8 protein-coding genes and 1 tRNA gene are annotated in these 13,408 nt (G+C 46.6%); 2 read left to right on the forward strand and 7 right to left on the reverse strand.

Features of this window, described 5'->3' with window-relative positions:
- Positions 1-210: 210 nt before the first annotated feature.
- From HB364_RS01480 to HB364_RS01505, 6 genes are all read right to left on the reverse strand, one after another.
- Entirely contained in the window at positions 211-1,449 is a 1,239-nt protein-coding gene (locus HB364_RS01480; RefSeq protein WP_167286128.1) for an anthranilate synthase component I family protein, read from the reverse strand.
- A gap of 86 nt (positions 1,450-1,535) precedes the next feature.
- Positions 1,536-1,991, reverse strand: coding sequence for a hypothetical protein (locus tag HB364_RS01485; RefSeq protein ID WP_167286129.1), 456 nt, complete (start codon positions 1,989-1,991; stop codon positions 1,536-1,538).
- A gap of 220 nt (positions 1,992-2,211) precedes the next feature.
- Positions 2,212-3,474, reverse strand: coding sequence for an adenylosuccinate synthase (locus tag HB364_RS01490; protein ID WP_167286130.1), 1,263 nt, complete (start codon positions 3,472-3,474; stop codon positions 2,212-2,214).
- A 189-nt stretch (positions 3,475-3,663) separates the two neighbouring features.
- Positions 3,664-4,980, reverse strand: coding sequence for a RagB/SusD family nutrient uptake outer membrane protein (locus HB364_RS01495; RefSeq protein WP_167286131.1), 1,317 nt, complete (start codon positions 4,978-4,980; stop codon positions 3,664-3,666).
- Positions 4,981-4,996: 16 nt separating this feature from the next.
- Positions 4,997-7,927, reverse strand: coding sequence for a SusC/RagA family TonB-linked outer membrane protein (locus tag HB364_RS01500; RefSeq protein ID WP_167286132.1), 2,931 nt, complete (start codon positions 7,925-7,927; stop codon positions 4,997-4,999).
- 463 nt (positions 7,928-8,390) lie between these two features.
- Positions 8,391-10,619, reverse strand: a complete 2,229-nt coding sequence (locus HB364_RS01505; protein WP_167286133.1) for a RelA/SpoT family protein — start codon at positions 10,617-10,619, stop codon at positions 8,391-8,393.
- Between the two features lie 168 nt (positions 10,620-10,787).
- Here HB364_RS01505 and HB364_RS01510 point away from each other — a divergent pair.
- A tRNA-Leu gene (locus HB364_RS01510) sits at positions 10,788-10,869 on the forward strand.
- Positions 10,870-11,023: 154 nt separating this feature from the next.
- Here the strand turns inward: HB364_RS01510 and HB364_RS01515 are convergent.
- Positions 11,024-12,544, reverse strand: a complete 1,521-nt coding sequence (locus HB364_RS01515) for a sialate O-acetylesterase (RefSeq protein WP_246228279.1) — start codon at positions 12,542-12,544, stop codon at positions 11,024-11,026.
- A gap of 333 nt (positions 12,545-12,877) precedes the next feature.
- Between HB364_RS01515 and HB364_RS01520 the strand changes: the two genes are divergently transcribed.
- Complete coding sequence (locus tag HB364_RS01520; RefSeq protein ID WP_167286134.1) at positions 12,878-13,372, forward strand: hypothetical protein; 495 nt, start codon at positions 12,878-12,880, stop codon at positions 13,370-13,372.
- The last annotated feature ends 36 nt before the right edge of the window (positions 13,373-13,408 follow it).

Here is a 13,408-nt window from a genome sequence, read left to right on the forward strand (position 1 = left end):
TTTTCAGGATAACCAGGCGTGACATTGCCTGAGTATGGCAGTGGAATGGCACCGGAATGGGTGGGGGAATGCCCTGAGGTAGCACTAAGATAGCACGGGGATAGCTCTAAGATAGCACTATGCATTAGGCCATTCTTAGGCCATTCTTAGGCCATTCCCAGGCAACCCTTAGGCAATCCCCAGGCAATTCCTCTACCTATCGCACTACTGCTACCCTTGTCCCCCCAGCACCTGCTTAATCGCCGCCGCCTTCAGCAGGCATTCTTCATACTCCCCTTCGGGGTCGCTGTAAAAAGTAATCCCTGATCCGGCCTGAAAGGAAAGATAGCCTGTAGACTCATTGTATAGAATACTGCGGATCACCACATTAAAGTCAAAATCACCTTCAGGAGTGATATACCCTACTGAACCGGAAAACACGCCCCGCTTCGTTTTCTCATACCTTTCAATCAACTCCATCACCTTACGTTTGGGAGCTCCGGTCATAGATCCCATAGGGAAAGTATGCCTGATAGCATCCAGGAAATGCACATCACTTCTTAACCGGCCGCTCACCGTAGAGATCATTTGATGCACCTGCGGAAAACTGTAAATACCAAAAAGCTCATCTACCTGCACACTCCCTTCTTCACAAACCTTCGAAAGGTCATTGCGTACCAGGTCTACCACCATTACATTCTCCGACCGGTCTTTGGCGCTGTGGTATAATTGTTCCCTGTTCTGTTGGTCGGCCTGCTGGTTGGTAAGATCCCTTTGCCAGGTTCCTTTAATAGGTTGTGAGAACAGTCGCCTTCCCTCCTTTTTAAGGTAACGTTCCGGGCTGGCGCATACCAGGTAGCGGTCTTCTACCTTATAAAAAGCGGCGAAGGGGTTGGGCGAAGCCTTGCCCAGCGAGTGGTAAACAGCCAACGGGTCAATCGCCGCATCATGGGCATAAAACTCCTGGCAATAATTGATCTCATAGCAATCACCCCGTAAAATATGTTGCTGTAACTGACGGATGGTATCAAGATAGGCCGGCCTGCTAAGCCGGTGATGAATGGCAGGTGCCGGCCGGCCGGTTTTTACGGCTGGTGGCTCTGCAGTGATAATTTGCTGATAGATATATTCATGATCAGCGAAAGCACCGATACTAATATGGCGTTCATTAAGCTGAACCACCACTTCGGGTATAAAGAAAAAAAGGTCCGGGAAACCGATACCATCAGGATGTCCGCTGGTCAATGGCTCCAGTTCATTCTTCAGGTCATACCCCAAATGCCCAAATAGCCAGTCAGTATGTTCATCATGGAAAGCGCGTAGCTGTTGAAAAGCACCTTCGCCGGCATTGGCCTTTACAGTATGGATGGCTCCTGCTGCCAGCAAACATTCAAAGCGATGGAGAGAGGAAGAGTATTGCTGGTTGTCCAATAAACAACAAATGTTGAACCGGCTACACCAGTTCAACATTTGCAATTTGGTCTGTTGAAAGTCTTTTATCGGGAATGAAGCGAAACTTCTGTTCACCTTGTAAAGCGCCTCAGGAACGCTGTTAATTAAAAATCATCTTCTTCATCATCAAATCCACGGTCATTGAAGAGATCCATGTCCTTGAATTCATCATCAAGGCCAAGATCATCATCATCCTTTCCTTTTTTACCAGCGCTCACACCACTGCCGGAACCAGCCTTCTTGGTCTTTGACTTGGGTAAGTCAAATTCCTCAAAGTCAGGATCCCACTCCTCTTCTTCCTCAGGCTTATCCCAATCATCTACTTCATCATCTTCAACGTCATCGTCGTCGTCGTCATCTTCATCACCACTTTTCTTGGAAGATGCTTTGCCTGCTTTTTTGGAAGCTTTGGGTGTAGTTTCCTCATCATCCTCAAGGTCTTCATCATCTTCGTCTTCTTCTTTCTTTGATTTAGACGAAGCTTTCTTAGGAGTTTCCTTAGAAGACTTTGGTGCAGGGCTTCCGCCGGTCTTTTTTTCTTTGTCAGATTTTGCTGCCATTGTCTGGTAAGATTATGCTGTAAATTTCAGCGAAGTTTTCAATTCGCCAAACTTTTTTAATAAAAAATTTTACTGTAAAAAAGAACGCTTGAAGGTACTCATAATAAAACCATAATTTTCCAAATTGTCACAATGACTTGCGTCAATAAGCAACGCCGGTTTTATTACGTATAGTAAGATACACAGGCTTCTTTAACAAACAAATATTTCAAAAGAAATACTATATTTCTATCAGTTGGTCACGGCCGGGTCCATTAGAAATATAGGCCACTTTTACACCCAGGTATTCATTAATAAACGTCACATACTGTTTCATCACCTCCGGTAGCTGGGAAGCCGATTTCAGTGCGGTAACGTCCTGCTTCCAGCCTTTAAATGATTTCAGCTCAGGCTCAATAGCTACCCTGGTCATCTGGAAAGGCACCTCGGTTGTTTGCTGCCCGTTCACTACGTAGGAAGTACACACCTTCAGCTCATCAAATGCGTCCAGTACATCGGCCTTTGTCATCACCAGCTTCGTAACGCCATTCACCATACAGGCAAAATTCAGGGCCACCAGGTCTATCCAGCCACAACGGCGTGGACGGCCGGTAGTTGCACCAAATTCATTGCCAATACGGCGCAATTCTTCACCGGTAGCGTCATGCAGCTCTGTAGGGAAAGGTCCGCTGCCTACGCGGGTACAATAAGCTTTGGTAACCCCAATCACATCCTTTATCTTTTGCGGGGCCACCCCTAAACCGGTACATACACCGGCTGAAATGGTATTGGAGGATGTTACAAAAGGGAAAGTACCGAAATCCACATCCAGCATACTGCCCTGTGCTCCTTCGGCCAACACCTTCTTGCCTTGTCTTATCTTGTCGTTGATAAAATACTCTCCGTTAACAATCTTAAACTGGCGCATAAACTCCAAAGCATCAAAGAACTCTTCCTCCCAGGCCGAAATATCCTCATGGAAGTTCATGCTGTCCAGCAACTTCTGGTGCTTCAGGCGCAGTTTAATATACTGGGTGGTAAAACTCTTATCCAGCAGGTCGCCTACCCGCAGGCCATTACGGCCGGTTTTATCCATATAGGCCGGTCCGATACCCTTCAGGGTAGAACCGATCTTCTCATTGCCTTTCTGCAGTTCAGAAGCCTTATCCAGCGCCCGGTGGGTGGGCAGGATCAGGTGTGTCCTTTCAGAAATATACAGGTTTTTACGATAGTCAACACCAAAGGACTGAACCGTTTCGCACTCCCTGTGCAGGGTTACTGCATCCAGCACCACGCCATTACCGATCAGGTTGGTGGTATTCTCATGGAATATACCGGAGGGGATCTGGTGCAATACTATCTTCTTATCTTTTACATATAGGGTATGACCTGCATTGGGGCCTCCCTGAAAACGGGCTATAACATCGTAGGAAGGAGCAAAATAATCCACAATTTTCCCTTTGCCTTCATCGCCCCACTGAAGACCTAATAAAACATCAACCATCTATCTGAGTATTTGTATGATTTGCGTGAACCCGCTAAGCAACGGGAGGGCAAAAATAGGCGAATGTGATAAAAGCGGGAAATAAAATAAGAAGGCTCCCGGACACAAAATTGCCGGGAAGGCAGAAAGGCAGGAAGCAATTTTCCTTTGCGCCTTCCCGCCTTCCCGGCAGGTAAATTAACAGCTTATTTAATTCTCGGTCAATGGCTTCGGGAACTTATCCCATACATCATCGCCTGCCCGGTCAATTGGCAACTGGTTCAGGCGGTCATACCGGCGCATATCCACCCACCGGTGCCCCTCAAAGAATAAAGAGTACCTGCGCTGGTACAGCATTTCAGCGGTAAGGGCAGCCACTGTAATACCACCTGCATAAACAGGAAGGTTATGTCCTGTCCTGATCCGGTTCAGCGCCACAATGCCATCGGGTATTTGAGTCAGGTTTATTTTTGCCTCCGCGTAGATCAGTATAAGCTCCTCATTACGGATAACAGGAACAGGAGCGGTACTGGAGGTATATACCCACACATCCCGGTTACTGGATAAAGAACCATCACTTGATGAAGCGGTTGAAGTGCGTACTGTAGCTTTACCAATTCTGTCATCCCCCGGCAGTATATCGGTTACATAGCTGGGATGTGCTACCCGCACTTCCCCGCCTCTGTTCTTTGGGAAATACGCGGCATTCAACTGATCATTAGGTCCTGTTGAGTACACCATATGTACGCCCAGATTAAAAGACCCGTTCAAATCAAAAAAAGATTCATTCAGCGCTGTCAATGCTGCAGCCCATTGCTGGCGATAGACGGCCACCCGGGCAGCCAGCGCACGGTTAAACTTTATTAAACCGGCAGCATCCTTAAAACCATCAAAACCTGTTGAAAGCGCAAAGCCAATAGTGGCGCCGGTAAGATCGGTTTTTGCCTCATCCAGCAGGCTGGCAATCGCCGTGAGTGATTCCGGGTATCCTAAAAAGGCACCGGGATTATCAGGATCTTCTACCTGCAAACGTATACCATTGGTATAAGTAAGGTTCAGGTTGAGCAGTAACTGGTGCGCTTTGATGGTTTTGGCAAAGCCCAGGTATCCTTTCTTGGTGGCGGCAGGTATATCTGCATTGGTAGTATTGGTGGCCTGTATGATCAAATTACAATTCTTCACTACCCGGTACCGGGCATTCCAGTTATTGGTTAAATAGAAGGCATTATTGTCCAGTACTTTTTCCGTTCCTTGTCCCAGTAAATCCGTTACATACCGGGGGTCTGAGCCGGAAAACCGGTACATTTCCCGTCCTATTACGCCTACCACTTCCAGGTATAGCTCCATGTTATTACGCATACCCGATTCTGTTCCTATGACCAGGTTATCCAATTGCGGCTTGGTAGCATTGTTTAAATAATCCTCAATGACCGGGTTGTTAAGATTGCCGATCTCTTTTTTGCAGGAGGTAAGCAAAGCAACCCCACAAAAAAACGAGACAATATATAGGATGACTATCTTTTTCATAGTTCTTTTTTTGTTTTTAGAAATCAACTGATAAATGGAAAGTGGCCCGCTTGGAAGCCGGGAATGGCATTACATCCACGTTGGTTGAAAAGCCTGTTCCGAAATTGGATACTTCCGGATCATAGTTTCTGTACTTGGTTTTGGTAAAATAATTATTGGCAGAAATGCCCACGCGGAGTCCTTTAATAAAACTAGCAGGTAATTTAGAGAAGGTGTAATACAAGCCAATTTCCCTCAAACGCAAATAACCGGCTTCCTGCACAAAATTACGGGCAGACCCATCGAAATAGTCATTTATCCGCTGCGTACCATTTATAACACCATTGCCATCATCATCTCCGTCATAATCCGGACTGGTGCCTCCCAAGTCAGTTAAAAATTCACTCAGGTTAAGGTTATCTCCTTTATGCTTCCAGTGCAACAGGAACCGTACACTGAAATTTTTGAGAAAAGTCACTTCATTAAAGAAATTCATCTGGAATTTTGGTTCTGCATCGCCCAGTTTAACAGTTCCTTTTGTACCATCTGTCCCTACGATCTGGGTAGCAGTCTTGCCTTCCTCTATCCTGAACATACCCAGGTCGGTAGCAAAAGCACCCAGCTCTACCGGGTCAACATCCAGCTTGGTTATTTTAGAACGGTTGAGCCAGAAATTAACCGTAGATGTCCAACGGACATTCTTGGCTGCAACAGGTTGGGCATTCACACTGATCTCAATACCCCGGTTACGCAGATCACCGGCATTGATCCATTGGGTGCTGAAACCACTGGAACCTGCCACGGGACGTTGCAACAAAAAGCCCGTAATGGTTTTGTTATAAAAGGTAATTTCAACATTGAGTTTACTGTTCAACACGCTGAAATCAAGTCCGGCTTCCAACTCTGCCGTTCTTTCCGGCTCAATGTCTTTATTACCCCGTATAGTGCTTACCAGGGTGCCCAGTAAACCTCCGGTATTGGCTATTACTATGGAATTAAACTTGCTGCCAAAAGCCGGGAAATTACCAGCTTGTCCATATGCTGCTCTTATCTTCAGATTGTCAAATAGCTTGCTTTTCCAGAAATTCATACGGGTCAAATTCCAGGATAAACCTGCTTTGGGAAAAGCATAATATTTATCCGGGTCGCCATTATTGGTAGACCTGTCAAAACGGACCCCTGCAGTTAAGGTAATAGCGTCGATAATACTCGCTTCTTCCTGTATAAAAATGCCGTTATCCTGGTTTTTGTTACGGAACTGAAAAGCAGTCAATGCGCCCGCCATATTGATATTGGACTGACCTCCCACCAACCTGGTAGCAACATTGAGCAGATTATCGTAATCTCCGTTTTCCTGTGTAATACCCGCAGAAGTAGTTAAACTTAAATTGGGTGAGAGCATATAATTATTAACCACAGAAAGAATAAAATTGGTACTAAGACTTTTCGCGAAGCCCTGCGCAGAAGTGCCCTGGTTTACTTCCTGGAACTGGAGCGTATTGGGAAAAAGAGCAAAAGTTTTCAGGTTATAAAAATCAATGCCACCCCGGCCAATGAAACGGGTAGTGGACTGGGCCGATTTCTGAAAAATAGCATCCAGGTTGATACCGGTTATGAAACGGTTGACACCTTCGTTATTCGTTATTTTAGCGATTGTTTCCAGTGGATTGGAGGCGCTGTACTTATTACGGGGGAAGTTGCCGTTAGCATCCGCGTGAAGTTCTGTGAAACCGGGCGTCGTGGATAAAGCCACTCCGTAAGAAACAGAGTTATTATCATTATTGGTCAACCCCCTGTCTGCCGAAGAATTGATATAATTGGTGGTCAGTCCTATCTTAATATTATCTGTAATCCGGTGGTCTACATTCAGTCGCAGGCTATTGCTCCGGAAACCGGTATTTTTTACGATCCCTTCTTCATTTTTTTGTGAAGCAGAAAAATAAAAACTGGTTTTATCTGTACCGCCGGTTACGCTCACGGAACTATTACGGGTAAGCCCGGTTTCGCCATAAATTTCTTTTTCATAATCGTATACCTTGCCGGCGGCCACTGCTGCATTGTATTCTGCCACATCCCATCCCTGGTCAGTTACAATCTTAGACGATAAGGAACGGGTGCCTAACAGCTTTCTTACTTTTACAAAACCTATATCCTGGGAAAAAGAAACTTTTGTTCTCCCTTGTCTACCACGTTTGGTAGTGATCAATACCACGCCCGCTGCAGCCTTTGAACCATAAATAGCAGCAGCCGAAGCGCCCTTTAATATTTCAATATTTTCAATATCCTCTGCCCGCAGATCGGCTATACGGCTGGAAGGATTGTCCTGGTTACTGGTAGAAGCGTTCCTTACAGCGCCTGTTACAAAAGTTAACCCGGCAGAGGTGGTCGTATTATCTATAAAAACCCCATCTACTACAAAAAGCGGCTGTGTATTACCGAATATGGAAGTTACCCCACGGAGTTTTACAGAAATACCACCACCCGGGGCGCCGGAGTTGGCGTTAATATAAGCGCCGGTAATTTTGCCATTCAGGGCCGCATCAAAAGTTTGTGCCGGGGCGGTACCACTCAGGTCCCTGCTGGAAATAGTGGCCACCGCATTGGCCAGGTTCCTTCTTTTTACACTGGTGGCAAGGCCCGTTACGATCACTTCATCCAGCTTGCCCACGTCTTCCGACAATTGGATAGATACATTTGAATTGGAAGCGCTTACCTGTACTGTTTGGGTTTTAAAACTGATGGCTGAGATCTCTAATGTTCCTCCACTACCGGGAACCATTAACGAAAATTTGCCATTGGCGTCTGAAGAGGTGCCAAGATTGGAATTTCTGAGTTTAATAGAAGCGCCTGGGACCGCATTACCGGAGGCGTCTGTAATTGTGCCCGACACGGATACCTGCGCCAATAGCAAGGCTGGCAAGGCAACGGTCATGAACACAAGCAAAGCTCGTTTCAGAATTTGTCTCATGCTGGTGTAGCTTTTGTGTTTTTGAATATGTGTTTATAAAGGATCAGTTCAGGCAATAGCATGCTATTATCCTGTACCTGTTTGGATACGGAAATATGGTACGGTCTGGGAAGGGTAAAAAAATCAGGAAACGTCATGCCGGTCACTCAGGGTGACAGCGCACGATCAGATACCTGTTTGGGTACAGACAGGAGGGGTTGCGGGGAGAGTTGAAGAAGGTTGAGATGTTACGTCTGTGGGAAATTAAAGCACTCAGGTTATCTCGTCCGGGGATTTTCTCATGTTGGTTTCGTTTTGAGTTTAAAATGTGTGTTTCATGAAAAGGATCTTAGCTTATGACAAACTTCACTTATCATAAGCTGCACAGGAATATGGATTGGGGAGGGTGAAAAAGGTGTGCTTGTATAATATAACTATAACCAGAATACTAAGATAGGGAAAAACTACTTGCATAGATCACTTACTATGCTTCCGTATCATACCTGTCTACCGTTTCAATACCCGGCAAACGCTTCAGGCGCTCCACCAGGTCATCCAACTCGTCCTTATCATGAACATACACTTTCACATTGCCGTAGAACAGTCCATCCTTGGCCTCAATCGTCATCGCATTAATATTGATCTTCATCTCTCCCGAGATCAGGTTGGTGATCTTATGGATCACACCCACATCATCAATACCTACGATCTTTAAACCAGTGAGGAAGGAAATCTCCTTATTACGCGCCCACTTGGTTTTTACCACCCGGTGGCCGTAATTGGACAGCAGCTTTGTGGCATTGGGACAATTGGTGCGGTGGATAGTAAGTCCTTTACCCGTGGTAACAAATCCAAATACGTCGTCGCCGGGGATCGGCTTACAACAATTGGCCAGGGTATAAACAATCTTATCGCTGCTTTCTCCGAATATAATCAGCTCGGCATCCTTCTTGGGCAGGGAGGTATGCTCGGTCTTGTGTTCAATAACAGGCTTAACCGGCTTGGGAGGCTCCAGTTTATCACCCAGTACCTGGAAATCTTTTAACTCCTTCAGGTCAATCGCCTTGATCGAGATCTGGTAATACAGGTCAAGCGGGGATTGCAACTTATAAAAAGCAGTCAGCACATCTACATTGTGCTGGTTAAAAGCAGCACCCAGTCCCTCTACCTTGCGTTGCAGGGTATACTTACCTTCATCGGCCACCTTCCGCTTTTCTTCCTTCAGCGCATCCTTGATCTTACTTTTGGCCTTGGCGGTAACCACAATATTGATCCAGTCTTCTGAAGGCTTTTGCTTGGCAGAAGTAATAATCTCCACCTGGTCGCCACTGCGCAACTTATGACTGATGGGCACCAGCTTATGGTTCACCTTGGCGCCGATACACTGAGAACCTACCGCACTGTGAATGGAAAAAGCAAAATCCAGGGCTGTAGAATTTACCGGCAGCATCTTCACATCGCCCTTGGGTGTATATACATAGATCTCTTCGGCCAGGAAACTCGTCTTAAAGTCCTGCAGAAAATCAACAGAATCATTATCGGGATTATTCAACACCTCCCGTATTTGCTGGAACCATTTATCAAACCGGCTCTCGTCATTCGTTCCTTCCTTATACTTCCAGTGGGCGGCCAATCCCTTCTCGGCGATCTCATTCATCCGCTTGGTGCGCACCTGTACTTCCACCCATTTACCCTGCGGCCCCATCACGGTAGTATGCAAGGCCTCATAACCATTCGATTTGGGATTACTCAGCCAGTCGCGCAACCGCTCTGGAGAAGGGGTATATTCATCGGTAATAATCGAATACACCTTCCAGCAGGCTTCCTTTTCTTTTTCGGGGATCGTATCCAGGATCACCCGGATGGCAAACAGGTCATACACTTCCTCAAAGGCCACACCTTTCTTCTTCATCTTATTCCAGATGGAGTGGATGCTCTTGGGCCGGCCATATATCTCGAACTCAAAATTGATCTTCTCTAATTTCTCCCGGATAGGACGTATAAACTCATTGATATACCTGGACCGTTCCCTTTTCGTTTCTGCCAGCTTGCGGGCAATTTCACGGTAGGCTTCCGGCTCCAGGTACTTCATAGACAGGTCTTCCATCTCTGTCTTGATATTGTACAATCCCATACGGTGGGCCAGCGGACCGTACACATACACGGTTTCAGAAGCTATCTTTAGCTGCTTTTCCCGTTTCATACTGTCCAGGGTACGCATATTGTGCAGCCGGTCGCTCAGCTTGATCAGGATTACCCGGGGGTCATCTGTCAGCGTCAGCAATATCTTTTTGAAATTCTCCGCCTGCTGGGAGGCGTTCACGTCTATTACATTCGAGATCTTGGTAAGCCCGTCCACAATCCGGGCGATCTCTGTACCAAATTCACGCTCAATATCTTCGAGGGAAATATCCGTATCTTCTACCGTATCATGCAGCAGGGCGCAGATGGTAGAGCGCACGCCCAGGCCAATCTCCTCTATCCCGATACGGGCAACAGCCAGCGGGTGCAGGATATAAGGTTCCCCACTCTTACGGCGCATCGTTTTATGGGCATCTGCAGCCATCTCAAAGGCACGGCGCAATAGCTCCTTATCACCGGGCTTTAACTTGGGTTTCAGTGAACGCAACAAGGCACGGTACTCCCGGAGTATCAGCTTTTTCTCCTGCTCCTCATTCAAATTATATTTCGGTATCACAGCTACAGTATCCATATTTCTATTCAAACGAATTTACAGTAAAAGAAAGTGTTTTCCTGTTTTCTGTCAAAACTCCTACTTTTGCACTCCCTGCAACAAATTCCTGATTCCCCGACTTCAATGAGTTTACAGCGAGCAGCAATATAAGTCATTGAATTGATGAATCTTACATCTTGCAGAGAAGCGGATGTGGCGAAACTGGCAGACGCACCAGACTTAGGATCTGGTTCCGCGAGGAGTGCAGGTTCGATTCCTGTCATCCGCACAAACAATGATTAAACATCAGGTTTCATGCCTGATGTTTTTTTATGCCCTTCTGTCAGCCTGAAACGAGGCCAGCAGACTGGATGGGCAGCGCCCAAAAACAACAATCCCGGCCACCAATGGCAGCCGGGATCGCTATTAAGTAGTTAGCTGTTTTATTCTACATCTGTCCTGAATGGAGATGCCGGCAACGCATCGCTATTGTACAAATTCACATCCGGTACATTGGCCCATCCATAACGTACAGCAACAGGATCTTTAACTGTATCGTTGAACACAATGATCTTTTTGCCCTTTATAGTGGCCGTTGCCGGTACAAACTGCTGATCAGCACCTGCAATGGAGAAACCCTTCAATACTTCGCCTTTGGCCGCAAGCCCTTTACCATGCGTAAAACGCAATACGATCTTATCTCCCTGTTTCTTCATAGAAGCATATACCGGGCCTGAATATTCCAGCCGCTGTTTATAGGCCAGTGCCCTTGCCGCCAGCGCCAGCCTGGCTCCTACCGGCTGCTTATTGGCAGGATGAATATCTGACGAATCACCACAATCCGTGGTTACGATCAGGGCCGTGTTCCTGGTTTGCTGCGTGATCAGTAATTGGGCTTCCCGTATTTCAGGCTTCATGTCCTTATACGGTGCGATCTGAACGATCAGGAAAGGAAAATCACCCTCATTCCAGGCCGACCGCCAGCTATTGATCATGACAGGTAAAAGAGTTTGGTATTGTTTGGCCCGTGTATTATTGGCTTCACCCTGGTACCAGCAAACACCTTTAATAGCATAAGGGATCAGCGGCGCGATCATGGAATTATACAAACCTCCGCAATCACCTGCCTTCACAGGATGTACCGGCGCCGAAGGTTTGCGTGGCAGGGATTTACCAGCCTGTCTCGCCAGTAAAGTATCGGCTGCCCATTTCTCCAGGAGGGCAGGTTCGTTCTTCTTATAATTTTCCAGCCTGGCAGGGTAGTCACTGATAGACCTGTTATAGGCATCTACCAGTTCCTTCAAGGCAGGATTACCCGCCAGTGTTTCCCTACTGGTCCATTTCTCCGCCGGAGTACCTCCCCAGGAAGAATGAATAATGCCGATAGGCACCTTGAGCTCATTGAACAGGTCCCTGGCAAAAAAATAACCCACAGCCGAAAACCCTTTTACGCTTCCGGGCGTGCATACGGTCCAGTTGGCATTTACACTGGCTAAAGGCTCTGCTGAGCCGCCCACACGCGGTAAATAAAACTGCCGGATGAGGGGATAATTGGCCGCTGCCGCTTCTGCTTCCCAGTTAATAATGGGTTTCTGACCGCCTTGCAGGCCAAGATGACGTTCCATATTCGATTGTCCGCCGCAAAGCCATACCTCGCCTACCTGGATATCATTAATCGTTATGGTATTGGTGCCGGCAATGGCCATTACAAACGGTCCACCCGCTTTCAAAGGATTTAGCTTCACCATCCATTTGCCGTTAACTGCCGTAGCACTAACCTGCTGATCGTTGAAGGTGACCGTTACCTTTTCACCTTCACTGGCTGTGCCCCACACCGGTACAGCAATATCCCGCTGCAATACCATATGGTCACTGAACAAACTATTGGGCTGTACCTCCGCTTTTACTATTGCATGAACAAGTAGGAAGGCAACTAAAAACAGGCTTTTGCTATTTCTTATCATAGTTTATAAATATTCATACGTAAACAATCAAAATACAAGTTAGCATCTCTCCTGACTGAAACAACAAAAAACATTCATTTTTATTGGCTAACCGGCATAAAAAGCATGGGATCGATCCCACTATGCCATCCGCAACAGTCTAACCGTTATAGACAGCATTCGCCCAAAACCGGGTGAATAGTGTTGGGATAATTTGGAACAACAGTTTCAAAAAACCCGGTTTTGTACCGGCAAAACCCTTGTTGGTGTAACGTTTTTCTTCCTGCCTCCGGCCTTTTATACGTTTGACCCATGAATTACAACAACCTATTCCTTCACGCAAAACTTACAACTATGTCACGCTTTATCTTCTTCCTGTTTATACTGGTAAACAACAGTATCATTGGTCAAACCATCAACGGCTTTGTGGTAACAAAACAGGCTGCATCCCATACCTATGCAATTACCAAGGGCCTCACAGACTCCGGCCCGGTCAAACAATCGTCCCGTACCAGCAGCGGGGTCCATACTGCCAAAGTCATCATCTCCTCAAAAGGGATTTGCAAGCAAAGCGTAAGTTCATTCTTTATAGTCAACATCCCCGATACACTGATCAGTCAACCCGCAGCCGCTGTACAGGAAGATACTACCACAGCAACAAAACCGGCCAGGAAAGCCGGGAACGGTCAATATACTTTATATGTAGCAGGCATAGCCATTGGCGGAGGTTCGGATCAATTGGAGTTATTGCTCAAAACCCGGGGCCGGCTGACCAACCATGAAGACATCGCCCGGATAATTACAGAAGCCCTCCCTTCCATATTGCCTGTTTTAACCCTATCCAGATAAGCTCTGATCATATACCCTCATACAATTAAAATCATT

This window comes from Paraflavitalea devenefica (assembly GCF_011759375.1).
GTDB classification, from domain to species: Bacteria; Bacteroidota; Bacteroidia; order Chitinophagales; family Chitinophagaceae; genus Paraflavitalea; species Paraflavitalea devenefica.

Bases quoted from the DNA above. Each gene is read 5' to 3' on its own strand.
- HB364_RS01485 (WP_167286129.1), bottom strand. From the start codon at position 1,991: ATGGCAGCAAAATCTGACAAAGAAAAAAAGACCGGCGGAAGCCCTGCA.
- HB364_RS01520 (WP_167286134.1), top strand. From the start codon at position 12,878: ATGTCACGCTTTATCTTCTTCCTGTTTATACTGGTAAACAACAGTATC.
- HB364_RS01495 (WP_167286131.1), bottom strand. From the start codon at position 4,980: ATGAAAAAGATAGTCATCCTATATATTGTCTCGTTTTTTTGTGGGGTT.
- HB364_RS01515 (WP_246228279.1), bottom strand. From the start codon at position 12,544: ATGATAAGAAATAGCAAAAGCCTGTTTTTAGTTGCCTTCCTACTTGTT.
- HB364_RS01480 (WP_167286128.1), bottom strand. From the start codon at position 1,449: ATGTTGAACTGGTGTAGCCGGTTCAACATTTGTTGTTTATTGGACAAC.
- HB364_RS01490 (WP_167286130.1), bottom strand. From the start codon at position 3,474: ATGGTTGATGTTTTATTAGGTCTTCAGTGGGGCGATGAAGGCAAAGGG.
- HB364_RS01500 (WP_167286132.1), bottom strand. From the start codon at position 7,927: ATGAGACAAATTCTGAAACGAGCTTTGCTTGTGTTCATGACCGTTGCC.
- HB364_RS01505 (WP_167286133.1), bottom strand. From the start codon at position 10,619: ATGGATACTGTAGCTGTGATACCGAAATATAATTTGAATGAGGAGCAG.